Source organism: Megasphaera lornae (assembly GCF_000214495.1).
GTDB lineage: Bacteria > Bacillota > Negativicutes > Veillonellales > Megasphaeraceae > Megasphaera > Megasphaera lornae.
Window position 1 is genome coordinate 74,058 of record NZ_AFIJ01000038.1, and the last position, 21,998, is coordinate 96,055.

A 21,998-nucleotide genomic window follows, 5' to 3' on the forward strand; every position below is an offset into this window, starting at 1 on the left:
GAATGAATACCGAACGCACAGATCACATGAAATACTTACCGCAAATGGAAATATTGGATTCTCATATGTTGGACGATGTTTTAAAATACCGCGATGCCTTTCAGGATACCGACTTTACCGCGACGGATGTAAAAAATGCCTTACGAAAACCCGGCTTAACACCGCACGACTTTATGGCGCTTCTTTCAACTGCCGCACAACCGTTTTTGGAAGAAATGGCCCAAAAGGCACATATCGTGACCCGTCGTCATTTCGGCAACAGCATTTCTATCTTTACGCCTGTTTATTTTGCCAATTATTGCGAAAATCATTGCATTTATTGCGGTTTCAATTCCCACAATAAAATCAAGCGGGCACGCTTAAATGATGAAGAATTACATCAGGAATGCCAAAACATCGCCGCCGAAGGCTTTGAAGAAGTCCTCATGTTAACCGGCGAAAGTCCGCACATGTCCGATGTGCACTATATCGGCAATGCCGTAAAAATAGCACGGCAATACTTCCGACAAGTAGGCTTGGAAATCTATCCGGTGAACACGGATGATTATGCATATCTGCATCAATGCGGGGTGGACTATGTTACGGTCTTTCAGGAAACCTATAATGCCGATAAATACGAAACCCTCCATTTGGCCGGCAATAAGCGGGTCTTTCCCTATCGTTTTTATGCCCAGGAACGGGCCCTTCGCGGGGGCATGCGCGGCGTCGGCTTCGCCGCCCTGTTGGGCTTGGATGATTATCAAAAAGATGCCATTTCTACCGGTATCCATGCCTGGCTCATGCAAAAAAAATATCCGCATGCGGAAATTTCGCTGTCTTGCCCGCGACTGCGCCCGATTATCAACAACGATAAAATCAATCCCAAAGACGTGGACGAACGAAAATTAACACAAATTCTTTGTGCATATCGCCTTTTCTTACCGTTTGCCTCGATTGTCGTCTCCAGTCGTGAAAATGCACATTATCGCAACAATATTGTAAAAATTATGGCGACCAAAGTATCGGCCGGTGTATGCGTCGGAATCGGCGGCCATTTGAAAGCGGATCATTCGGAAGTCGGCGATGAACAGTTTGAAATCTCGGACAATCGTTCTTTTTCCGAAATGTATTCTACTATCAAAAAAATGGGATTACAGCCGGTAACCAGTGAATATATTTATGTATAAGTCTTGAATGTACATTGTTTCACGTTTTTTTAACAGCTCCGTAATCTTATGGAGCTGTTTTCTTTTTATTTTATATTCTCAAAATGCGGATTATATTCATTGTTTATATAACAGTTTATAAGATAAAAAACTTTCATTATATACCGTGATATATTTCACGCATAATTATTGACTAACATATGTTATTAATGTATAGTAATGACTGTAGTGTTCTAATTTATTATGATTCAAGGTGATATATGGTGTTAAAAATAATTGCAATAACCAATCATGACCTGGTTTCAACTAATTATTGGGAACGTTTAGAACAAATTGCCACCGCACCGATAGATGCCGTTGTTCTGCGTGAAAAGAACTTAACAGAAGACGAATATGCGGAATACGCACGTCGCATGTTAAAACTATGTAATTTACATGATCAAACATGTATTTTACACAATTTCGGTAAAGCGGCAGTTCGTCTGCACGTTCCCCGTTTTCAATGCTCGCTCAAGTACTTGGAAGACCATTCTTCATTATTGTATTATATGACCACCTTGGGCGTTTCCGTTCATACGGTCAAGGAAGCCGTGCGTGCAGAAGAATTGGGAGCTACCTATATTATAGCCGGTCACATATTTCCGACAGCTTGCAAAAAAACGGAGCCGCCCGTCGGCGTCGACATCCTGAAAGAAATTTGTCAAGCCGTTTCCGTGCCGGTATACGCCTTAGGCGGCGTCAATACAACAACCATAACCCAATTGCGTAATATTCCCATTGCAGGCATTGCCCTTATGTCCGGTATTATGACTTGTAAAAATGTAACGGACTATATTGCCGAACTGAAAAATAAGTACGTAGGAAAATAATTATGCCACAAGCTTATCTCCTCTTTAATATGCAACGACATATACTGTCTTCCCGCACCGATGCACCATCCTTGTTGCAAACGATCGAGAAGGCCATTGTTGCAGAAAAAAGAAATCCGACCATAGCTACCGATTTATTTTTTATTCATCACATTCCGCAGTATATTGCTTCATCCGAGGCGGACACCCTATATCAGACAACCTACGGTATTCATCCTTCACTTTTACCGTACAGTCTCTTATCCTCGACAATCTATACCGGAACCGTCGGTTGCCCCGATTTATTGGTAGAAATGAAAGAATATAGTCGTATTATTTGTATGGGATTATTCTTGGATACACATATTCTGATGAACAGCTTGGCGTTAAAGACACAATTTCCCCAAAAAGAAATTTGTATTCTCGACAAAGGCTGTGCAAGCACCGTCCCGCAAATACAAAAACCGACTTATGAGATACTGTCTGCTTGTCACATTACTATCTTTTCTACAACTTCTTCAACATAACAGGTGCCGCGTATGAGTGTCATACGCGGCACCTGTTATGTTTTTACTATTTCATTTCTTTTAACCGACACGTAACAATGTAGGCATCTTCACTAACCAGCCGTTGCGCTAATTCTCCATTAGCCGTCAGCGATACGGGCGGACCTAAACACTTCCCTTGTAACTGCGTAAACAAAACCTCTCCCAGCGTTGTAAATACATGCAGCAGCCCGTCTTTTTCCGTCACCGCTTGCATAAACCGATTGAAGTGAACTTTATCGGCCGCCTCATAATAGAATAGATACTCCCACTTCTGCAACATTTCCGCTTCCGATAGCTGTAATTTCTTCAACAACAATTTTTTTTGACTTCCCAGCAGCACCAACAAACAAGAAATATACGCTTTCACCGCCATAGGAACCTGTGATTTTACACGTGAAAAGTACAATCGTTGTTGCCAAAATCCGGTATGCTCCCATTGTTGTTGCTCTAAAAATTTTTGCAGTCCGTCATTGGCGGATACGGCACACATCATAAAAAACCGCGTTTCATTTTCGGAGAGTCTGCTTTGTTTAATTCGCAATAAACATTTTTTTACAAAATACATGCCGACGCCCGTCGTAGATTCTTTTTGCAATCTGCGCAATAAATCGCCGTAATATTGCATGCTCCTCACCTCATCTACGCTTGCGTTTTGTCCTCGACTTCTTTCGTAGCCGCAAGATTAAACAACGGATCGGCAGTCGTATTATATAAGCTTAAACGACGTTTAAAAAAGTGGCGACCGTAAATGATTAAACAAAGAACAATGCCGACACCCAGAGCCATCGCAGCCCCGCGTGACACCAATACACCGCCGATAATCCCGGCAACCCCCAAATCATTAAACGTTTTCGCCCGCAATACACCTACCCGCACGGCCACATATCCCTGAATAAGCATCGTCAAAGCCAACGCAATCGGCAAGACGGGCTTCACAAAGCTTACAATCGGCGACAACCAATAGCCCGTAAACGTACCTAACCGGAAGGAAGCCACGCCGCCGATCAAACTGTCCATTGCTTCCCGACCATGTTTATACCGTTCACAAATAACCACTTGCATAGCGGCCCATAAGGGTCCGCACATTGATAAATCCGGCCCCGCCATAGCCATCACCATATTTCGCGCCCCGACAATAACATTATTGCGATTGGCATCAAAATGAATGTTTTCATCACCGTGACGAAATTCTCTCGCTTCATCAATCAGCGCATCCGCCTGTATTAACTCGCCGAACAGTACCACATAGGTTGCCACTACTAAAGGCGCTGCGGAAATAAAATAGGAAATACCGGGAAACCCGATTCTTTCGGCAAAGGGACTCCATTGTGTAAAGACTTCTATAAAATGCGGATGCGTAAATCCCCATTCAATCGACGGCCACGGCAATTCTCCCACTAAAGGGGCGACAATAACGGCCAATACCATTGCCGGCAATAAGCCTAAATCGGAAATTAGTCGAAAAACACGATTTTTATGCATTAATCCTTTAAAGTGATTACTGAACGAACAATAAAAGGCAAAGCCTACCGCCACGGCAATGGTCAACGGATATTTATCAAAACTGCCGCCGGCATTAAAAACCAGCCGTACGGCGGCAATCCCGGCGCCGATTAAAATCCCCGATTTCAGTGCATCCGGTACCAATTCCACGACCCGTTTCGCCAAGCCTGTCGCGCCTAAGAAAAAGGTAAGCAACCCCAGTTCAAATTCAAAGGCAATCAGCGCATGCATCCGCGCCGCCGTATCATGCGGATATCCGGATAACCAAAGCAACAATAACGGAATCGCAGGAGTAATCCATCCGGGCACTACCGGATCTCCCAAATGAGCATGCCAAGTATATAAAAAGCCATTCATAATAACAATGGTAATGGCAATTTCAAACGGCATGCCCAAATATTCCTGTAACACGGGAATAATCCCCAGACAGACTGCGCACAATAACAAGCCTTGCACATAATCCGGCCATTCAAAGCGATAATGTACAAAAGGCAATCGAAATACCAAATTAAATAAGGGCAGCTTAATCCCCGGCTGTATCTCCCCTGCTTGACGTTCACACATAGGTCCGAACATATTCATATCCTCCTTTTAAAGCAGCCGCACTCCGCAAGATGAGTACGGCTGTCAGCTCACCTTTATACACTTACCGGAAACATTTTTGCAAAATCCGCCTTTAATTCCTCTCTGAAATCGGGATGAGCAATGGCAATTAATGCTTCCGCACGTTGCCGCAACGTCTTCCCTTTTAACGCGGCAATACCGTATTCTGTAACAATATAATCCACATCATTGCGCGAAGTGGTAACGGCGGCTCCCGCATCAAGCATGGCGACAATTTTAGAAATCTTTTTTGTTTTTCCGGTCGTGGAAGGCATCGCAATAATCGCTCTGCCGCCCTTGGCCCGTGACGTGCCGCGAACAAAATCCACCTGTCCGCCTACCCCGCTGAATTGCCGCCGGCCGATCATTTCCGCATTAACTTGCCCCATTAAATCGACCTGCATAGCCGAATTAATGGCCACAATATTTTCAATCTGCGCAATCACAAACGGATCGTTCGTATAATCTACCGGCTTAATCCAAACTTCGGGATTATGATCAATAAAATCATATAATTTTTTGGTCCCCATAAGGAAACAAGACAGGAATTTACCTGTATCTATATTTTTCCGCCGATTCGTAATAACCCCTTTTCTTGCCAAATCAACCACACCGTCGGAAAACATTTCCGAATGAATGCCCAAATCCTTCTTATCCCCCAAAAAAGACAATACGGCATCCGGAATCGCGCCTATCCCCAATTGCAATGTATCGCCATCCTTAATCAGCGAAGCCACGTGCTCACCGATACACTGTTCGATTTCACCGATCTTGGGAGGCTGCAATTCAATTAAAGGCTCATCTTTTTCCACAATATAATCAAGTTCATCTAAATGAATGCCGTTTCCATACGTATACGGCATATTTTTATTAATTTGGGCAATCTTTAATTTCGCCACGCCGGCAGCCGCTTGTGTATAATCAACGGAAATCCCTAACGAACAGTTCCCGTTTTCATCCGGTTCACTGACTTGTAAAAAAACGACATCCACCGGAATGATCCCTTCTCTGAACAAGCCCGGAGCTTCATGGAAAAAACAAGGCGTATAATCGGCCCGCCCTTCTTCTACCGCTTTTCTTGTCGTCGCGCCTACAAATAACGCATTGTGACGAAAATGCCCGGCCATTTCCGGCAGACAGTACCGCGCCGGTCCCATGGCGACCATATGAATAATTTCCACATCATGCAAGCGTTCCGCCTGATTTACCAATTCTTCCGTCAATACCTGCGCTTCTCCGCACGCATGAGAAAACACAATTTTATCTCCCGACTTCACATGGCTTACCGCTTCTGCCGGAGATACAATTTTAGAGGCATATTTCGTTCGCCAATCTTTCACTGTCAACACCCTCCTTTTTTTAAAACTATCCTCGGAAGTATGACCTCATAATTCCGAGGATAGCCTTACTCGTTAGCTGCGTAACGCCATATTATTCTTCAATGTGAGCAATTTCCTTAGCCAATGCTTTTTTCATCCGTAAGTTTCCTTGACGGGAAATCATGATCCGCTGCGCCTGCGGCGAACCGGCACCATGCATGGATTCCGTACGATAGCCGACAGCCGCCGTCCCTAAGCTGAGGTTTTCAATTAAGCGCAAAATTTTCAACCGATTTTCCGTTGATACGGAAGCTACACCGCGCAAATATTTATCCACATACGGCCCCAACTTGGGATCCCGCAAATCTTTTTCGGACGGAGCCGTAACCATTAATCCGCCGGCAATATCTTCCGCCAACCGCACAATTTCATAGGGGAAACGCGTAACATTCTGCTTACAAACATTGGCCAACAACAAATCAATTAAATAATTTCCCGATTCCGTTTTCGTGCCCAATGCGGAGCAAGCAATACCGCAAGCGAACAACGTTTCATTTAAATGTTGCATTTCAATCAATTTATCTTTTACATGCGAAGCTTTCGGACAGCCGTTATAATCCGCCGCTACCGCCGCAGCTCCGATCAACACATCACCGACGCCGACTTTACAACCGCCGTACGATTGCCGATGATATCCTGCAAAGCGTTCTACTAAGACCCCGGCATATTCAAATTCGCCGTTAAGATAAATCTGTTCATTCGGAATAAATACATTATCAAAAATAACCAAAGCTTCCATACCGCCGAAAGTGGGATTCCCCGTATCCATAGCCGCCCCTTCCAACTTACGTGTATCGCAGGACTGACGACCGACGATCATGAAAATCCCTTCCGCATCTGTCGGACACGAGAAAGATACGGCATATTCTTTATCTTCTTCCCCCATAGACATGGTGGGCATAACAATAACTTCATGCGAATTAATGAAACCCGTTTGATGCGCTTTGGCGCCTCGTACGACAATACCGTCCGGACGCTGTTCCACTACATGCAGGAACAAATCCGGATCCGCCTGTGCATGCGGAGCCAAACCGCGATCGCCCTTCGGATCGGTCATAGCACCGTCAACAGTCAAATCATTTTCTTGTACCCGTTTTAAGAAGTTCATGAAATTTTGATGATACGAAGTACCGTATTTTTTATCAATGTCATAGGTTGTGGAAAAAACGGCATTAAACGCGTCCATCCCTACGCAACGTTGAAAACATGCGGCAGTTTTTTGTCCCAACAACCGCTGCATTTTTACTTTATTCATCAAATCCTGCGTACTTTGATGTATATGAGTAAAGCGGTTGACACGCTGCCCCGTATACGGAGAAACTACCGTCATTAAATCTTGATATTCAGGCAGCTGGGCCAAATCATACGTCATTTTTACAGAATTTAAAGACGGACGTAAAATAGGATCGTCTACAGGATTGTCGATTTTTTTACCGAACATATACACCTGCATTTTCAACTTTCTCATACTTTCTACATACTGTTCACCTGTCATTAAGGCCATACAAATCATCCTCTCTACAAAAATAAATTGTACACATACGCATTTTGCGTTTCACTAATATATACAGCAAAAAGAATGCCAACTCTTATTTTCAGCCGCAAAAATAAAAAAAATTTTTTATTCCTCTAAAAAAAGAGAATTTATTGCTATTTTTTATGATTTTAATATATTTTCGGGAATGCATTCTTGTTTCGTTGCATTTTTTGCAACGATTTTCGTGAAATAATTGTTTCATTTTTGCAATATTCATTTTGCATTGCATTTTTAGAACAATGTTTATGCCTGAATTTCAACGTTAAAAAATATATTCCCTTATCTTTTACTATTTTTATCAAAAGCAATAGTTTTGGCACGTTTTTTGCATATATTACATATGAATGAAATCATAATACTAAGGAGGTTTTTCGAATGACCACACGTGCCCAATTAGAAACATTGCTGGCAGAAAAAATTCGTCCTTCGCTGCAGGCTCACGGCGGAAACGTGGAAATCATCTCTTATACGGACGGTATCTTACGCATTCGTCTGACCGGCCGTTGCAGCGGCTGTCCTTCCGCTACCTTAACGACGGAAGAATTTATCAATCAGATCGTACAAACCGCCTTTCCGGATGTCCGCGAAGTACGGTTAGCGGCCGGAGTAAGCGAAGCATTACTGGCGGAAGCTAAAGCATTTCTCCGCCGTTCCCCCTGACCGGCTATGAAAATCGGTATAAAATATTGCGGCGGTTGCAACTGCCATTATGACCGTACTGCGGCAGTAAAAAAAATGATCAAAAAATGGCCGAATTACACGTATTCCTATACGCCGGAAACCGAATTTTGTGATCATTGCTTTATTATTTGCGGCTGCCCTGTCGCTTGTCCCGAAACGGCTGCGCTCCGCACGGCGACTTGGGAAAAAATTACCTCGCCGCGACAATTGGAGTCGGCTGTTTCACGCTTGGAAAAAAAACAAATATACCTCCACCGACGGCCGACGCGCTCCGTCCGGGACAAACTTGCAGTGTACACAGAACCTATACCCTGTTACATTGGCAACAAATGATCCGCTTCCTGGGCCTAACCTCCACCGGGGCTTATATGCATCAGGGACGACCGATCGTACCGGAGTCGCTGTTAACGGCACCGCTTGCCCTCTTGCTGCAAAAAATGAATCCCGTATCTTGGAAAATACTAAACACGTCATTTACTTTTGTAGACACGGCTCCTATTCAAGAACCCCTGCACTGTACACTGACCGTAAAAGAAAAACAGGAAATAAACCGGGTGCCGCACTATGTATTTACCTATACCGTGACCGATACGACCCGAAAAAATTTCCTGACCGGCACGGTATACGGAAAAATAAATGAAACGTAATGATAAAGAAAAGAGGAATTCTCATGACCAATAAAGAAATATATATTAAATTGTTTGTAACAAATTTCAAATTGAAACCGGAAGAATTGCCGGGCTTAAAATATCGCAGCATCAAAGCCTGGGACTCGTTAGGTCATATGACGTTAATGGAAGATATGGAAGAAGCCTTCGATATTTCCATTGATACCCCGGATGTACTGGCTTTCAGTTCTTTTGAAAAAGGCATGGATATTTTGCGTAAATACGGTGTCGACATATAGCAATGGACCGCTTGCCGAACTATATTACGGTTCTTACGGATGACCTGACTACCAGTAATTGCTATATACTGACAGCACAAAACCATGCCTTGGTGATTGACCCGAACAATGCCGCTGCCATTCAGGATTTTTTGGAAACCCGTCATCTGCAATTGGACTATATTTTTTTAACACACGAACATTGCGACCATATCAGCGGGTTAAATGCCTTAAGAAAGGCCGTTCCCTGTACCGTTTTTGCCGGTGCGGCTTGTAGTGAAGGCATCCAAAATACGAAAAGGAATATGAGTCGCTTTATGGATACGTATTTATATTTTCGTACGCATCAACTGCCGTCCCGTCCGTATCCCGCGTTTACGTGTCAAGCGGCCGACCGGACGTTTGCCCGGACTGCCGTAATGACGTGGCAAACCCATTCTTTCTTGTGCCGCACGGCACCGGGACATACACCGGGAAGTTCTTATTTTATTCTGAATAATGCCATTCTCTTTTCGGGCGACTATTTTATTCCCGGAGAAGAAGTGATCACCCGCTTACCGGGAGGCGATCCGGAAGCGTATGAAAGAGAAGGTAAGGCTATATTAAAAACTATTCCCACACCTTTGCTCACCTGCCCGGGACACGGCGCACCGTTTCTACTCACGGAGGAAATAAAAAATGATTACGGCTTATGAACATTGGCTTTCCTTACCTCCTTACGGCTGGACGCAAGCCGAAAAAGAACGCCGCTATATTCCGTATTTACAAGAATTAACCGCCTATCACAGAAACCGTTGCGCAGCCTATGATCGCGCTTTGCAAGTGCAACATTATACGAAAGCCGACACGCTCGCACAACTGCCGTTTCTCCCCGTTTCCCTGTTTAAAAAATTTGATTTGAAGAGCATTAAAGAAACGGAAATTTTTAAAACCGTCACCTCCTCCGGCACTTCCGGACAGGCAGTTTCCCGTATCCCTTTAAATGCCGCCAATGCCCGCGCACAACAAACAGTTTTATCCCGTATCGGGCAACATTTCTTAGGCTCTCAACGCCTGCCCATGTTAATCATTGATACGCCTGCCGTTTTTTGCCGACAGAAATACCTTTAATGCACGCGGCGCCGCCATTCTCGGATTTTCCTTATTTGCCAAAAAAAAATACTTCGCGTTACAAGAGGATCTGTCTCTGAATCGGGATATACTAAAACACTTTGCCGACCATCCGTCTCAACCGTTTTTTATTTTCGGATTCACTGCCATGATTTGGAAATATTTTTATGAAGCCGTCAAAAACGCCTCGTATACTGTTGATTTTTCTCATGCCGTTTTAATTCATGGCGGCGGCTGGAAAAAAATGCTTTCCCAATCCGTAACTGCGGCCGCCTATAAACAAGAGCTGACCCGAATCTTCGGAATTACCCGCATTCATAATTATTACGGCATGGCGGAACAAACCGGCTGCATTTACATGGAATGTGAATACGGCCATTTACATGCTTCTATTTTTTCCGATATTCTGATTCGAGATCCCTTGGATTTTTCACTGTGCCCGGTCGGCAAAGAAGGCATCGTACAAGTTCTGACTCCTTTAGCCACCGCGTATGTCGGGCACAGTATTTTAACGGAAGACCTGGGGGTACTTCTGGGCACGGATGACTGTCCCTGTGGCCGAAAGGGAAACTATTTTCATATTCACGGTCGTATTCCGCAAGCGGAATTAAGGGGGTGTAGTGATGTCCCGCATTGAAAAATACACATTATTAGCCGGCTGTATACCGCAAGTTGTCCATCCTCGTCGACCGTTTGCGCCGCTTATCTTACAATTTATTCAAGATTTCCGTCAGGCCCTGCTCACTGCCGCTACCGTGTCTGCAGAGTGGAAAGCGTTGGCCTTCCTGTTAAGACCCTCCCATTTGAAAAAAATAGAAGAAGACGTTTCTCGGCCGACATCTCGTCTGGGACGCGGCTTAATTTTTCAAATTCCCCCGGCGAATATGCCCACCGTCTTTATGTACGGATTCCTCTTTTCTTTATTGAGCGGGAACGGCAATATAATACGCATTTCTGCACGCATTGCCGAAGAAGCGAAACCGATTCTGGCCTTACTTGCCGCCCTGTGGCAACAACCGGATTATACGCCGTTACAGCAAGAAAACGCCTTCGTTCTCTATGAAAAAGACGATGCTGTAACCGCTTATTTTTCCTCTCTTTGTAACGGTCGCATCCTCTGGGGCAATGATCGTACCATTCGCCATTTACGGCAAATTCCCTTACCGCCGCAGACGTTGGAACTTATTTTTCCCGACCGGTATTCCTTGGCCTTAATCCGCGCTTCCTGCGTAATCGAAGCGACAGAAGCGGAATTAAAAACCGCCGCCTATCAATTTTATAACGATACGTACGAAGCCGATCAAAACGGCTGCTCCTCTCCCCGTACCGTTATTTGGCTGGGAGATCCGCACACGGCGCAACAGGCCGCCTGTCGTTGGTGGGCGCAAGTAGCACACATAAGTGAAAAGTATCCCTTAACCGCCGCTAAAACCATGCTGAAATACACGCAAATGTGGGAAGCCGCCTTGTCCCTGCCGATACGGGGAAGTCTACATAAGTATACCAATCGATTGTACGTTTATTCTCTGCCGACACTGCCGAGAGATATAAGTATCTTAAACGGAACCTGCGGTTATTTTTATGAAACCGCACTGCCCCGCACTGCCGATATATGGCCTTATATTTCTCCCAAAATACAAACCCTTACCGTGTTAGGTCTGTCGCCGAAAACGATACGCAACGAACTGATACAACAACGAGTATCCGGCATCGATCGCATTGTGCCGTTCGGACAAGCCCTGATCATGGATACAGTTTGGGACGGAATCAATATCATCGACACCTTATCCCGTTATTTACGTTAGGAGGTCTTAATTATGTATTTTTTCGATATGTATGCACCCTTATCTTCCCGCCCGCTCTGTACGGATGATACCGGCAGACTCGTCACCTATGGCGACTGGTATGCGCACGCTTCCACCGTCGCAACCTACATTCGTCCGCGCGCCTTGGCGGCAATTATCTGCCGCAATACGGCAGGCTCGCTCTTATCCTATTTATCTTGCTTACAAAACCGCATTGTACCCTTAATGCTGGATCCCGCCGTGGCGCCGGAATTACAGGAAAAATTACTCCGACGCTATGAACCGGAATATATTTTTCAACCCCGTAACACCACCGCCGCACATGCCCTCTATACGTTGGCCGATTACGGGCTGTATCACACCAAGGCAACGCCCTGTCCGCTTCATCCGGACTTGGCATTGCTGCTGACCACCTCCGGCAGTACGGGAAGCCCCAAATTGGTAAGACAAAGTTATCGTAATCTTCAAGCCAATGCCGCTTCTATTGCCGCTTATTTGAATTTACAACCCGATCAATACCCCATCTCCTCTTTACCCATGCATTATACATTCGGGTTATCGGTTATTCACAGTCACCTGTACTGCGGGGCAGCCATCCGCCTGACAGAAAACACCGTATTCGACAACGGATTTTGGGACATTTGCCGGGATGAAAAAATCACATCTCTTGCCGGGGTTCCCTTTACGTACGCCTGTCTGGATAAGCTGGGCTTCCAAAACATGGACTTACCGCACTTGACCTTATTGCTTCAAGCCGGAGGACGCTTAGGAGAACCTTTACATAAAAAATTCGGTACGTATGCACAAGAGAAAAACAAACGATTTATTGTCATGTACGGTCAAACAGAAGCCACTGCCCGCATGTCCTATTTACCGGCTGCCGCCTGCCTGAAAAAAATCGGCAGCATCGGCATTGCCATTCCCGGCGGCTTCTTCCGGATTATGGAAAATGAAACAGAAGAAATAACCGTTCCCGAGCAACCCGGCGAACTGTATTATGAAGGAGACAATGTGACCCTCGGCTATGCAGAAACGCGGGCAGACCTGCAAAAAGGAGATGAACGTCACGGACGCCTCTTTACGGGCGATATTGCCTATAAAGACGAAGACGGCTACTTCTATATAGTAGGACGAAAAAAACGCTTTATTAAACTGACCGGAAAACGCTTTAACCTGGATGAAGCCGAACAATTACTAAAAAATTCCCTTACAACGGGGGAAGTCGCCTGTACGGGAAAAGATGAACAATTACAAATCTATACCACCGCTTCTCAAGAACTGCCGGCGTTGGAAGCGATCTTACAGCACACCTTGCAATTACTGCCGCGTCAATATGTCCTGCAAGTCGTTAACACGATACCCAAAAATTCTTCCGGCAAAATTCAATATACCCGCCTGACACAGCCTGAAGCCGCACTATAAAATATCGGTATGGAAATACGCTGTATCAGAAATAGTATCGTAAAATAATTATGCTATAATAATTATATATATTTCGTTATAGCATAAGGAGAAAAGGTATGGCTAGAAGAGATTTATTCTCATCTTTAGGCGAAGCAAATGTACATTTGAATGCCATTATTGAGCATTCCTTCGACGGTATATTTATTACGGACGGCAAGGCCAATGTCCTCCGCATCAACAGTGCTTACGAATCCATTACGGGGTTAAAAAAGAAGATGTCTTAGGGAAAAATATGACGGATTTAGTAAAACGGAAAGTAATTTCCGATTCCGGCTCCCTTATTGTTATCCGAAAAAAAACACCCGTTACCCTGCATCAACAGTTTCGCACCGGAAAAGAAGCCTTGGTCACCAGCTCGCCTATTTTTGATTCGACAGGCAAACTCATCATGGTCGTCACCAATGTTCGTGATTTAACAGAAATTTTCAGTTTAAAAGACGCCGTACAACGAAAAACCGCCGCCTTGGAAAGGCTGCGCTTGGAATTGGCGCATTTACAAGAAACCGTTATTAAAGACGAATTGGTCATGAAAGATGAAGCCGCTTTAAGCGCGCTCCTACTGGCCAATCGCGTCTCGCCGATGGATACTACCGTGTTACTGCTGGGGGAAACCGGCGTGGGAAAAGAAGTATTGGCCCATTATATTTATCAAAACAGTCGCCGTTCTCACGGAAGTTTTATAAAAGTAAATTGCGGTGCTATACCGGAAAGCCTGATAGAAAGTGAATTATTCGGCTACGAAAGCGGCGCTTTCACCGGCGCCAATCGTAACGGAAAAATCGGGCTCTTCGAATTAGCCAACAAAGGAACCTTATTTCTCGATGAAATAGGAGAACTTCCCAAAGCGATGCAGGTCAAACTGTTACGTGCCTTGCAAGAGCAAGAAATCATGCGGGTTGGCGGTACCAAACCCATACAAATCAACACGCGAATTATCGCCGCTACGAATCGCAACTTAAAAGATATGGTGAAACAAGGAAAATTTCGCGAAGACTTATATTATCGTCTTACCGTCTTTCCTATTTCGTTGCCGCCATTGCGACAACGCCCAAAAGATATTATCCCCTTAGCCGAATCCTTTTTAACAAAATTAAACCAAAAATATTCTTTTCAAAAACATTTTTCTCCCTATTCTTGTCGGGTGCTGCAAGAATATGCTTGGCCGGGAAACATTCGCGAGCTGAAAAACATTGTAGAACGCGCCATTATTATCAGTTCCGAAGATGAAATAAGACCGGAAGACTTGCATATTATACAAGCACCCAAAGCGCCGCTTCCTCTCCGGGAAGAGTCACCTGCGCCTACCCTTCATCCCCATGTTTCCTCCTCTTCAACCGCGCTTTCCGAATTACCCGCCAATCTGACCCGTCTCTTAGCCGCACAAGAATATGCGTATTTACAAAAAGCCTACGAACAAACCCATACCGTTCGTGAAGCGGCAAAACTTTTGCACATGACGCCTTCCAAATTTGTCAGACGAAGAAAACGCTGTCAAGAATTATTACAGCTTCCATAATTATTGACATATGTCCGATATATTTTTATAATGAAGTGGAAAATAATAAAAAGGAGGCATTTTCATGGCGCGCCCGCAACGATGCCGAAGGATCTGTGCGATTCCGGAAGCGGAAGAATTTATTCCTCGCAACAGCCTTCCCGGGACTACCTGTATTACCTTAAGCTTGGATGAATATGAAGTCATTCGTCTCATTGATTTTGAAGGTCTCACGCAAGAGCAATGTGCCCGACAGATTCATGTGGCTCGTACAACCGTAACGACCATCTATGAGAAAGCACGCTATAAGTTAGCCCGAACCTTGGTAAAAAATCAAAAATTACGCATTGCCGGCGGCGCCGTAGAAATTTGTCCTCACACCGCAACCTGTACCGTTCCCTATTGCCACGATGCAGGTAACCATACTAAAGGAGATGTATCATATGAGTGAAAATTGTAGTAAAGAAGCCTGTTCAGGCTGTCCTTCCGCCGGCGGATGCGGCAGTGCCCGGCAACAACCGTTTGCCGCCCTGCATGCCGGCTCTCATGTAAAACACGTCATTGCCATCGTAAGCGGCAAAGGAGGGGTCGGCAAATCGCTGGTTACGTCTCTTATGGCCGTACAAATGCAACGACGCGGATTAAAAACGGCCATTCTCGATGCCGATATTACAGGCCCTTCTATTCCTAAAGCCTTCGGTATCACCGACCACGCCAAAGGGGATGAAAACGGAATTTATCCGGTAACCGGTACGGCCGGCACCAAGATCATGTCCATGAATCTTTTACTGGAAGATGCGGCGGCTCCCGTCGTTTGGCGCGGGCCGGTCATTTCGGGCGCAGTAAAACAATTTTGGACGGATGTCATCTGGGGCGATATTGATTATATGTTTATCGATATGCCTCCCGGCACCGGCGATGTACCGCTGACGGTCTTTCAATCCCTGCCGATAAACGGGATTTTAGTCGTCACTTCGCCGCAAGAATTAGTATCCATGATAGTAGAAAAAGCGCTGAATATGTCAACAATGATGAAAGTTCCCGTGTTGGGATTAATTGAAAACATGAGTTATTTCGAATGTCCCGATTGTCACACCCGCCATGAAATCTTCGGTACCGGTCATGTACAAGACGCCGCCGATAAATACGGCATTGCCCATACGGCAAAATTGCCTATAGATCCGCAATTAGCCGCCTACTGTGACCAAGGTAAAATCGAAGACTACCCTACCTCCTATTTACAAGAAACGGCGGAATATGTATTAAAAACCGTAAAATAACGGTATATAAAAAAAGAGTAAGGACACCGTCCTTACTCTTTTTTTATTGCCTTGCCGACGAAAAACACGAACAGTCTACCGTAAAATCCGTGTACCGTCCGTCGCATCATATACCAATTCCCCGCCTACAACCGTCTGTTGTACCTGCAATTCCCCATTATCCAGGATAACAAAATCAGCCGCATACGTCACGGCCAATCGTCCTTGCCGCGCTTGCCCGAGCCGCTGTGCCGGAACTTCCGACAATTGTTGCATCAGTTCGGTAAATTCATATTGTTTTTCCTGTAAACACGTTCTCACATGCGAGGCAAAATTCACTGCCGTATCGGGCTCCTGTATCATCGGTAACACGCCCGCCTCTTCCGTATACGAACAGGGAAGCACGCGTATGCCGCCGGCGACAGTTGCCGCTTGTAAGTTCTCCACAGCAGCCGGCACCATCGCGGTAATTCCCTGCGAAGCCAACAGCCTTCCCCGCTGCGTTTCTTCTCCGTCTAAAAAAGGGACCTTCATATGAATCCACCCGGGAACAATAAAACCGCCGGCAGCGTCAATAATTTCTACACACATGCCCACTCTCGTCTGCGATCGCGGAACAATCTTCCAAATCGTTTCTTCATACATCATCACTTGTCCGGAAAGGAGTTTTCCTTGACTTAAAATAATCCCGTTCATTACCGCTTTCATTTTAGTCCTCTTTTCTGTGGATAAATTCGGCTTATGTACCGTAAAACTTGAAAATATAACAATTTTTTCTCTGTTATCTCTTCTTGTCCGGGCCTCCTATTTTCATTTGTACACAATAGACGCTGTTTTATCCACAATATGTGTATAATTTATTTCACTTATTTAATCCCATAAATACGCCGTTTATCAGTTTTTTTTCCGGTAACTGCGTCTGCGTTATGCACAATGAATACTATTTTTTCTCTTTTATACGAAAAAATTTTTCGCATATATTCGCCGATTCCGACCTCTATCCACATAGTACTCCCAAAATGTGTGTAAAATGTGGATAAACTATATACGTACAATACGCTTATTCGTTCAAGTCTACCGGTCGACTCCAATCAATATAAATACCTGCGCGTGTCCAAATATAGCACAACGCTAATTTTAAATTCTCCCAACTGGATGCCGGTACGGCCCGTACCGTTTCATACGTAACTAAATCCACCAAACGATGCATTTCCTGCTCTTGAGTCAAATACGCCATAGCCTTGCGATTGACCGCCTCATCCGGAAAATGTGCGCTCACCTGTTTAGTTTCTGTATTATATTCAATATAGCCGTTATCATTCACACCTGTATGTGCCGCTACTCTATAAATAGACATCTTCTTCTCCTTATCCGCTCACGATTGTGACGAATCCCAAAACAGCCCCTTCATTAAGGCTTGTTTTCCGAATCGCCGTTGTACCGCATCAATAGTTTTCGCCAACTTTTCCTGCGACGCCGTGTCTTCATCAAATAAACTCGGCTGTTCATACCGCCGCCGCAAATGCCGCACCGTCAGCCCTAATAAACGAATCGGCTCTTGCCGCGCCGTTTTTTCATACAACCTTCTACTAATCCTATATACATCCGCTTCTCTATATATTCCCTGCATAGGCGCCGTAAAGGAACGCGTAATCATCCGAAAAGAAGCAAAACGAATTTTCAGGGTAATCGTTCGTCCTTCCACCCCTTGTTGCCGTAAACGATAAGCCGTTTCATAAGCTAATTTACGTAAATTTTCGTCAATCGCCCGCTCTGTCGCCAAATCTTCTTCATACGTATGTTCCTGTCCTATAGATTGCATCGCTCGCGCCGCAACCACCGGACGTGCGTCCTTGCCGTTCGCCAACAGCTGTAAATAGTGCGCCTGTTTCCCGACAACTTGTTGCAAGTCCTCAACAGAAGCTTGCGCCACTTGTCCAATAAAAAAAAAGCCGGCCCGTGCCAAGGATTGCGCCGTAACGTTACCGACACCCCACAGTCTCCGTATCGGCAAAGGAGCTAAAAATGCCGCTTCCTTTCCTTCCGGAACCACTACCAAGCCATTCGGTTTTTCCAAATCTGAAGCCACTTTGGCTAAAAACTTATTGGCACCTATGCCGGCGGAGGCCTCCAACCCCGTCTGCCGTAAAATTCTCTCTTTAATCGACCGGGCCAACGTATACACTTGCGGGTATTGTCGTTCCATACCGGAAATATCCAAAAACGCCTCATCCAGCGCCAACGGTTCTACTACCGGGGAATATTCATAAAATATAGTCCGAATTTCTTGCGAAATCCGACGATAATACGCCAACCGCGGAGATAAAAATACGCCTTGGGGACAACGAAAGTGCGCCTCCCGCATACTCATCGCCGCATGAACCCCGAAACGCCGGGCCTCATAAGACGCGGTTGCCACCACTCCCCGTCCGGATAAACCGCCGATAATAACCGGTTTTCCCCGAAATTCTTTGCGATCCCGCTGTTCTATAGAGGCATAAAAAGCATCCATATCCACGTGCATAATAAGACGCCGCTGCATATGCTTTTCCTCCCCTCAAGAACATGTACTTATTATACACCGATTTATACGGACAATATAGCCTTACTTCGCTGCCATTATACCAAATAAGCAAGCATGCGGTTGTTAATACCGTTATATAAATATAGCGCTACGAACCGCCCATATCGTACACGTAACGACAATTATTTGTCACTATTCTCTACATACGCGTCCGCAACGCCCTGCCGGCGCCCCCTACATCCGCTGTCTCTTTATAAGGAATAAGAACTTTTCATTTTAAAACATAAAAAAATATGGTACTATTAAATTATCTAAAAAGAGGTGAACCTTATTATGGATTTATTACAGTTAACCTATTTTGTAGAAGTGGCCCATAAAAAAAGTTTTACCAAAGCTTCTAAAGCCTTACATATCAGTCAGCCCTCTATCAGCAAGGGAATTAAAGCCTTGGAAGCCCATTGGCATGTACAGCTCTTTGATCGCAAAGGAAAAGCCATTGAACTGACCGAACGGGGCGCCTACTTATTGCCGAAAATCGAAGAAATTATCAAAGATTTTTCAAAATTAAATGAAGAAATCGAATCGCCGCACTTACTGAATACAGGACGGTTGGCCGTCGGGATTCCCCCCATGGTGGGTTCTTCCTTTATTTCCCCCTTTATTACGTATTTTATGTCCCTCTATCCCCATATTGAATTGGAATTGGCGGAAGTCGGCTCCAAAGATGTTATTTCCGCTATTGACGACGGTCTCATTCAAGCCGGCATCGTCGCCTTGCCCATTCAAACGGATATGCCTTATAATTTTTTTATTTTTAATCGTGAAATGTTAAATGTCGTCATTTGGCCCGATCATCCGTTGGCTCACAAAAAAGAACTTACGCTCATGGAAATCAAAGATGAACCGTTGATTTATTATCCGCACACCTTTACCCTCCATGCCTATATTCGTTCTTTTTATCAAGAAATTATGGCCCACCCTAAAATCGTTTGCCACAGCAGCCATTGGGATTTTATTTCCGAAATGGTTCATTCCCACTTAGGCATTGCCTTATTACCGCAAAGTATTTGCAAACGTATAAAACCGGAAACCGCACGTTGTATTCCATTGGTAAAACCGGTGATTCCCTGGACCTTGGCCATGATTTGGAAAAGTAAAGGATTTTTATCTCATCCTGCCCGAACTTGGGTGCAATCGTTTAAAGAATACTACGGAGAAAACAACCGACCGACTCTCTAGTATTCGCCAATCGCCCGCACGGCAACACAAACCCATACAAAAAGACCTTCTTAGCAGCCTATTCGCTCCTAAAAAGGTCTTTTGTTTTTTTCCGCTATACCTTACCGTTCATCCGCTTATTTCCGTTGTCCCGTTCGTGCCGCTTCCAACTGCTGCACCTTCTGTTCCAACGTTACAATATGACGTTGCAAGGTTTCAATCACTTTATAAAATTCTTGTGTTGTCGGCGTAGAAATCGGCAACTTTTCCTGCCATATCAGAACATCGGTTCATATAAGGTGCCCCTTTATCCCTTTGCAATTCCCGCCGGCGCCGTACATACGGCTGCCTGCACGTATTTCTTCCTCCAACTACTCCCTTTACTTCCTCGCCTTTGCCAAAAAAAAAGTTTCTCCTCATAAGAGGAGAAACTTTTTTACCGCTTGCTGCCTGCCGCTTAACTCGCATAGCGAACATATCGCTGATGAACCGTATTCGATTCTTCATGATTTCTTATTTTTTTCTTATGACGACGAATTGATTTTTCAACCGCCCGTTTTTCTCGGATGCTGTCCGCATCGCCGGACGCATAACTGGTACCGTCAGCATAGTCGATAGCCACTCCCGGTTCAATATTATATACAAAAACGTTAAAATGCAATCGTCCTCTATCTTCAAGGGAATATCCTTCCATCACCACGCCGCGCGCCACTAATTCTCGCCCCTGATAGATAGGCGTAACCCGATAGGCAATATGAAGTCCCCGTTTCGCCGTTTCCGCCACTCGATTTTCATACGGCAACATTAATCGTTTATTAAAATACTCCGTTCCGGTAATTAAATTGCGTCGATCCGCATTTAAGCCGGATAGTTGATACCCCAATAAATGGGAACGGTTATATAAGTAATGATTTTCTACAAAATCATATTTCGCCAGTTTCCATCCGGACGGGCGCACCATACCGATCCCTTCCCGTTTTACATGCGGCAAGGTTTCCGGCCCTACAATCATAAAATTTCCCCCGCACCGTCCCCATCGGTCCAACGGGGAAAGTTCTATGGTGCCCCGACGCTTATGTAAGTCTTGTTCGGAAAAAAACGGTATATTGTTATTTAAAATGTAATAGTCTTCGCCTCGATAAGCAGGCACCGCCGTCCCTGCAACAACGACATTTTTTTCCGCGGCACCTAACGCAACCGTCTCGCCGACACGTTGTGTCGATTGTTGCACAACCTGCCGTACTGTGGTTTCCGCCCCTTGCGGCGACGTACTGCAACCGCCCAGACAGAACACCGCCGCCAGTATCAAAATAAGTTTACCCCATAAGTTTCTCATCGCGCACACCCCTTCACTGCCGCCCGGCGGTTAATGTTGAATAATTTCACAAATATACGGTTCGGTTTTAACTAAGGAAGAAATTTCGGTATCCATTTTTTTCCAAATGCCGAACACCGCCGCGCCGCCGCTGCAGGCTCCTCCCAGCATCCACGGAATGGACGGATAGCCGTTTATTATGGATACATAATATGCCGCACCTATCGTAAGCGCCAAACAAACCAAGGGAAGCACAAAACAAATAAATGCGCCTAAAATTAAATGCCCTTCCGGCATTTGATAGCGAACGGTTTGTCCTTTTTTCGCATGTACTGTATTCTTTGCCGTCACTACCACACGTTCCGCCCCGATACAGGAACTGCAGGCAGTAAAAAGATGCTCCCTGCCGACCTGTATTTTAACCCGGTCATTCTCCAATACCTCTGCAATAATACCTTCTCCCGATTTCATGTAAATTCCTCCCGCGCTTATTTTCCATATATATTCGTAGCGATAATTTTATGGTACCCCGTATTGATAAGAGCGTCAAGCAATGCGATCGCATTTCTCCCCCTTATGCCGGGTTGTATTTTACAGCACACGCTTCCCTTGGAAAAGCAGTCCGGTAACCGGTGCCCCCTCGCCATTATTATGTCAAAAAAATAGTATTACAAACGC

General features: G+C 45.0%; 27 protein-coding genes. 17 read left to right on the forward strand and 10 right to left on the reverse strand.

Features of this window, described 5'->3' with window-relative positions:
• Positions 1-2: 2 nt before the first annotated feature.
• The 3 genes from thiH (at position 3) to HMPREF1039_RS06245 (ending at position 2,520) form a co-directional block, all read left to right on the forward strand.
• Positions 3-1,166: a 2-iminoacetate synthase ThiH gene (thiH, locus tag HMPREF1039_RS06235; RefSeq protein ID WP_007391582.1), complete on the forward strand. Its 1,164-nt coding sequence runs from the start codon at positions 3-5 to the stop codon at positions 1,164-1,166.
• Between the two features lie 239 nt (positions 1,167-1,405).
• Positions 1,406-2,014: a thiamine phosphate synthase gene (locus HMPREF1039_RS06240; RefSeq protein ID WP_007391544.1), complete on the forward strand. Its 609-nt coding sequence runs from the start codon at positions 1,406-1,408 to the stop codon at positions 2,012-2,014.
• A 29-nt stretch (positions 2,015-2,043) separates the two neighbouring features.
• Complete coding sequence (locus HMPREF1039_RS06245; RefSeq protein ID WP_009381325.1) at positions 2,044-2,520, forward strand: hypothetical protein; 477 nt, start codon at positions 2,044-2,046, stop codon at positions 2,518-2,520.
• Positions 2,521-2,566: 46 nt separating this feature from the next.
• On the opposite strand, the gene HMPREF1039_RS06250 is transcribed toward HMPREF1039_RS06245, so the two are convergent.
• The 4 genes from HMPREF1039_RS06250 to HMPREF1039_RS06265 form a co-directional block, all read right to left on the reverse strand.
• Complete coding sequence (locus HMPREF1039_RS06250) at positions 2,567-3,166, reverse strand: hypothetical protein (protein ID WP_007391566.1); 600 nt, start codon at positions 3,164-3,166, stop codon at positions 2,567-2,569.
• A gap of 14 nt (positions 3,167-3,180) precedes the next feature.
• Entirely contained in the window at positions 3,181-4,620 is a 1,440-nt protein-coding gene (locus HMPREF1039_RS06255) for a hypothetical protein (protein WP_007391568.1), read from the reverse strand.
• 62 nt (positions 4,621-4,682) lie between these two features.
• Positions 4,683-5,987, reverse strand: coding sequence for an acetyl-CoA hydrolase/transferase family protein (locus HMPREF1039_RS06260; protein ID WP_007391584.1), 1,305 nt, complete (start codon positions 5,985-5,987; stop codon positions 4,683-4,685).
• A gap of 91 nt (positions 5,988-6,078) precedes the next feature.
• Complete coding sequence (locus HMPREF1039_RS06265) at positions 6,079-7,530, reverse strand: 4-hydroxyphenylacetate 3-hydroxylase family protein (RefSeq protein WP_007391520.1); 1,452 nt, start codon at positions 7,528-7,530, stop codon at positions 6,079-6,081.
• Positions 7,531-7,938: 408 nt separating this feature from the next.
• Between HMPREF1039_RS06265 and HMPREF1039_RS06275 the strand changes: the two genes are divergently transcribed.
• From HMPREF1039_RS06275 to HMPREF1039_RS06325, 13 genes are all read left to right on the forward strand, one after another.
• Complete coding sequence (locus tag HMPREF1039_RS06275; protein WP_007391551.1) at positions 7,939-8,223, forward strand: NifU family protein; 285 nt, start codon at positions 7,939-7,941, stop codon at positions 8,221-8,223.
• A gap of 6 nt (positions 8,224-8,229) precedes the next feature.
• The gene (locus tag HMPREF1039_RS06280) at positions 8,230-8,577 is read left to right on the forward strand and encodes a hypothetical protein (RefSeq protein WP_007391523.1); all 348 of its coding nucleotides are present in this window, start codon (positions 8,230-8,232) and stop codon (positions 8,575-8,577) included.
• Positions 8,578-8,612: 35 nt separating this feature from the next.
• On the forward strand, positions 8,613-8,891 hold the full coding sequence (locus HMPREF1039_RS06285; protein WP_007391525.1) for a hypothetical protein: 279 nt from the start codon (positions 8,613-8,615) through the stop codon (positions 8,889-8,891).
• Positions 8,891-9,151 (forward strand): acyl carrier protein, encoded by a 261-nt coding sequence (locus tag HMPREF1039_RS06290; protein ID WP_235720039.1) that lies wholly within the window; start codon positions 8,891-8,893, stop codon positions 9,149-9,151. The genes HMPREF1039_RS06285 and HMPREF1039_RS06290 overlap by 1 nt, the downstream gene beginning before the upstream one ends.
• Before the next feature lie 2 nt (positions 9,152-9,153).
• Positions 9,154-9,825: an MBL fold metallo-hydrolase gene (locus HMPREF1039_RS06295; protein WP_007391571.1), complete on the forward strand. Its 672-nt coding sequence runs from the start codon at positions 9,154-9,156 to the stop codon at positions 9,823-9,825.
• The gene (locus tag HMPREF1039_RS08485; protein WP_007391577.1) at positions 9,809-10,240 is read left to right on the forward strand and encodes a LuxE/PaaK family acyltransferase; all 432 of its coding nucleotides are present in this window, start codon (positions 9,809-9,811) and stop codon (positions 10,238-10,240) included. Before HMPREF1039_RS06295 ends, HMPREF1039_RS08485 begins: the two co-directional genes overlap by 17 nt.
• Entirely contained in the window at positions 10,200-10,877 is a 678-nt protein-coding gene (locus tag HMPREF1039_RS08490; RefSeq protein ID WP_007391562.1) for a LuxE/PaaK family acyltransferase, read from the forward strand. The genes HMPREF1039_RS08485 and HMPREF1039_RS08490 overlap by 41 nt, the downstream gene beginning before the upstream one ends.
• Positions 10,864-12,045: an acyl-CoA reductase gene (locus HMPREF1039_RS06305; RefSeq protein WP_007391592.1), complete on the forward strand. Its 1,182-nt coding sequence runs from the start codon at positions 10,864-10,866 to the stop codon at positions 12,043-12,045. Before HMPREF1039_RS08490 ends, HMPREF1039_RS06305 begins: the two co-directional genes overlap by 14 nt.
• A gap of 12 nt (positions 12,046-12,057) precedes the next feature.
• Positions 12,058-13,467: an AMP-binding protein gene (locus tag HMPREF1039_RS06310; RefSeq protein WP_007391533.1), complete on the forward strand. Its 1,410-nt coding sequence runs from the start codon at positions 12,058-12,060 to the stop codon at positions 13,465-13,467.
• Positions 13,468-13,565: 98 nt separating this feature from the next.
• Complete coding sequence (locus HMPREF1039_RS08415; RefSeq protein ID WP_007391539.1) at positions 13,566-13,733, forward strand: PAS domain S-box protein; 168 nt, start codon at positions 13,566-13,568, stop codon at positions 13,731-13,733.
• Positions 13,734-13,741: 8 nt separating this feature from the next.
• Entirely contained in the window at positions 13,742-15,025 is a 1,284-nt protein-coding gene (locus HMPREF1039_RS06315) for a sigma-54 interaction domain-containing protein (protein WP_007391532.1), read from the forward strand.
• Between the two features lie 64 nt (positions 15,026-15,089).
• A complete protein-coding gene (locus HMPREF1039_RS06320) occupies positions 15,090-15,455 on the forward strand; it encodes a DUF134 domain-containing protein (protein WP_007391579.1) in 366 nt (121 codons plus the stop codon).
• Positions 15,448-16,284 carry an Mrp/NBP35 family ATP-binding protein gene (locus HMPREF1039_RS06325; protein WP_007391602.1) on the forward strand — a complete coding sequence of 279 codons (837 nt, stop codon included), beginning with the start codon at positions 15,448-15,450 and terminating at the stop codon, positions 16,282-16,284. Before HMPREF1039_RS06320 ends, HMPREF1039_RS06325 begins: the two co-directional genes overlap by 8 nt.
• A gap of 75 nt (positions 16,285-16,359) precedes the next feature.
• On the opposite strand, the gene HMPREF1039_RS06330 is transcribed toward HMPREF1039_RS06325, so the two are convergent.
• The 3 genes from HMPREF1039_RS06330 to HMPREF1039_RS06340 all read right to left on the reverse strand — a co-directional run bounded on the left by HMPREF1039_RS06330 (position 16,360) and on the right by HMPREF1039_RS06340 (position 18,805).
• Positions 16,360-16,971, reverse strand: a complete 612-nt coding sequence (locus tag HMPREF1039_RS06330) for an amidohydrolase family protein (RefSeq protein ID WP_007391538.1) — start codon at positions 16,969-16,971, stop codon at positions 16,360-16,362.
• Between the two features lie 352 nt (positions 16,972-17,323).
• On the reverse strand, positions 17,324-17,620 hold the full coding sequence (locus HMPREF1039_RS06335) for a hypothetical protein (protein ID WP_007391567.1): 297 nt from the start codon (positions 17,618-17,620) through the stop codon (positions 17,324-17,326).
• 18 nt (positions 17,621-17,638) lie between these two features.
• Positions 17,639-18,805: a DNA polymerase IV gene (locus HMPREF1039_RS06340; RefSeq protein ID WP_007391559.1), complete on the reverse strand. Its 1,167-nt coding sequence runs from the start codon at positions 18,803-18,805 to the stop codon at positions 17,639-17,641.
• A gap of 315 nt (positions 18,806-19,120) precedes the next feature.
• Here HMPREF1039_RS06340 and HMPREF1039_RS06345 point away from each other — a divergent pair, with 315 nt between their 5' ends.
• Positions 19,121-20,026, forward strand: coding sequence for a LysR family transcriptional regulator (locus HMPREF1039_RS06345; protein WP_007391597.1), 906 nt, complete (start codon positions 19,121-19,123; stop codon positions 20,024-20,026).
• Positions 20,027-20,142: 116 nt separating this feature from the next.
• Here HMPREF1039_RS06345 and HMPREF1039_RS08495 read toward each other — a convergent pair whose 3' ends face one another.
• The 3 genes from HMPREF1039_RS08495 to HMPREF1039_RS06355 form a co-directional block, all read right to left on the reverse strand.
• Complete coding sequence (locus HMPREF1039_RS08495; protein WP_007391555.1) at positions 20,143-20,268, reverse strand: hypothetical protein; 126 nt, start codon at positions 20,266-20,268, stop codon at positions 20,143-20,145.
• A gap of 194 nt (positions 20,269-20,462) precedes the next feature.
• Complete coding sequence (locus HMPREF1039_RS06350) at positions 20,463-21,341, reverse strand: DNA/RNA non-specific endonuclease (protein WP_007391518.1); 879 nt, start codon at positions 21,339-21,341, stop codon at positions 20,463-20,465.
• A 30-nt stretch (positions 21,342-21,371) separates the two neighbouring features.
• The gene (locus HMPREF1039_RS06355) at positions 21,372-21,791 is read right to left on the reverse strand and encodes a SoxR reducing system RseC family protein (RefSeq protein WP_007391514.1); all 420 of its coding nucleotides are present in this window, start codon (positions 21,789-21,791) and stop codon (positions 21,372-21,374) included.
• Positions 21,792-21,998: the final 207 nt, after the last annotated feature.

What these genes read in the sequence shown, in the direction of transcription:
- HMPREF1039_RS06275 (WP_007391551.1), top strand. Translation starts at nt 7,939, where the DNA reads ATGACCACACGTGCCCAATTAGAAACATTGCTGGCAGAAAAAATTCGT.
- HMPREF1039_RS08415 (WP_007391539.1), top strand. Translation starts at nt 13,566, where the DNA reads ATGGCTAGAAGAGATTTATTCTCATCTTTAGGCGAAGCAAATGTACAT.
- HMPREF1039_RS06280 (WP_007391523.1), top strand. Translation starts at nt 8,230, where the DNA reads ATGAAAATCGGTATAAAATATTGCGGCGGTTGCAACTGCCATTATGAC.
- HMPREF1039_RS06315 (WP_007391532.1), top strand. Translation starts at nt 13,742, where the DNA reads ATGACGGATTTAGTAAAACGGAAAGTAATTTCCGATTCCGGCTCCCTT.
- HMPREF1039_RS06310 (WP_007391533.1), top strand. Translation starts at nt 12,058, where the DNA reads ATGTATTTTTTCGATATGTATGCACCCTTATCTTCCCGCCCGCTCTGT.
- HMPREF1039_RS06250 (WP_007391566.1), bottom strand. Translation starts at nt 3,166, where the DNA reads ATGCAATATTACGGCGATTTATTGCGCAGATTGCAAAAAGAATCTACG.
- HMPREF1039_RS06330 (WP_007391538.1), bottom strand. Translation starts at nt 16,971, where the DNA reads ATGAAAGCGGTAATGAACGGGATTATTTTAAGTCAAGGAAAACTCCTT.
- HMPREF1039_RS06320 (WP_007391579.1), top strand. Translation starts at nt 15,090, where the DNA reads ATGGCGCGCCCGCAACGATGCCGAAGGATCTGTGCGATTCCGGAAGCG.
- HMPREF1039_RS06290 (WP_235720039.1), top strand. Translation starts at nt 8,891, where the DNA reads ATGATAAAGAAAAGAGGAATTCTCATGACCAATAAAGAAATATATATT.
- HMPREF1039_RS06285 (WP_007391525.1), top strand. Translation starts at nt 8,613, where the DNA reads ATGCATCAGGGACGACCGATCGTACCGGAGTCGCTGTTAACGGCACCG.
- HMPREF1039_RS06340 (WP_007391559.1), bottom strand. Translation starts at nt 18,805, where the DNA reads ATGCAGCGGCGTCTTATTATGCACGTGGATATGGATGCTTTTTATGCC.
- thiH (WP_007391582.1), top strand. Translation starts at nt 3, where the DNA reads ATGAATACCGAACGCACAGATCACATGAAATACTTACCGCAAATGGAA.
- HMPREF1039_RS06240 (WP_007391544.1), top strand. Translation starts at nt 1,406, where the DNA reads ATGGTGTTAAAAATAATTGCAATAACCAATCATGACCTGGTTTCAACT.
- HMPREF1039_RS06355 (WP_007391514.1), bottom strand. Translation starts at nt 21,791, where the DNA reads ATGAAATCGGGAGAAGGTATTATTGCAGAGGTATTGGAGAATGACCGG.
- HMPREF1039_RS06335 (WP_007391567.1), bottom strand. Translation starts at nt 17,620, where the DNA reads ATGTCTATTTATAGAGTAGCGGCACATACAGGTGTGAATGATAACGGC.
- HMPREF1039_RS06345 (WP_007391597.1), top strand. Translation starts at nt 19,121, where the DNA reads ATGGATTTATTACAGTTAACCTATTTTGTAGAAGTGGCCCATAAAAAA.
- HMPREF1039_RS06295 (WP_007391571.1), top strand. Translation starts at nt 9,154, where the DNA reads ATGGACCGCTTGCCGAACTATATTACGGTTCTTACGGATGACCTGACT.
- HMPREF1039_RS06245 (WP_009381325.1), top strand. Translation starts at nt 2,044, where the DNA reads ATGCAACGACATATACTGTCTTCCCGCACCGATGCACCATCCTTGTTG.
- HMPREF1039_RS06265 (WP_007391520.1), bottom strand. Translation starts at nt 7,530, where the DNA reads ATGGCCTTAATGACAGGTGAACAGTATGTAGAAAGTATGAGAAAGTTG.
- HMPREF1039_RS06305 (WP_007391592.1), top strand. Translation starts at nt 10,864, where the DNA reads ATGTCCCGCATTGAAAAATACACATTATTAGCCGGCTGTATACCGCAA.
- HMPREF1039_RS08485 (WP_007391577.1), top strand. Translation starts at nt 9,809, where the DNA reads ATGATTACGGCTTATGAACATTGGCTTTCCTTACCTCCTTACGGCTGG.
- HMPREF1039_RS06325 (WP_007391602.1), top strand. Translation starts at nt 15,448, where the DNA reads ATGAGTGAAAATTGTAGTAAAGAAGCCTGTTCAGGCTGTCCTTCCGCC.
- HMPREF1039_RS06350 (WP_007391518.1), bottom strand. Translation starts at nt 21,341, where the DNA reads ATGAGAAACTTATGGGGTAAACTTATTTTGATACTGGCGGCGGTGTTC.
- HMPREF1039_RS06255 (WP_007391568.1), bottom strand. Translation starts at nt 4,620, where the DNA reads ATGTTCGGACCTATGTGTGAACGTCAAGCAGGGGAGATACAGCCGGGG.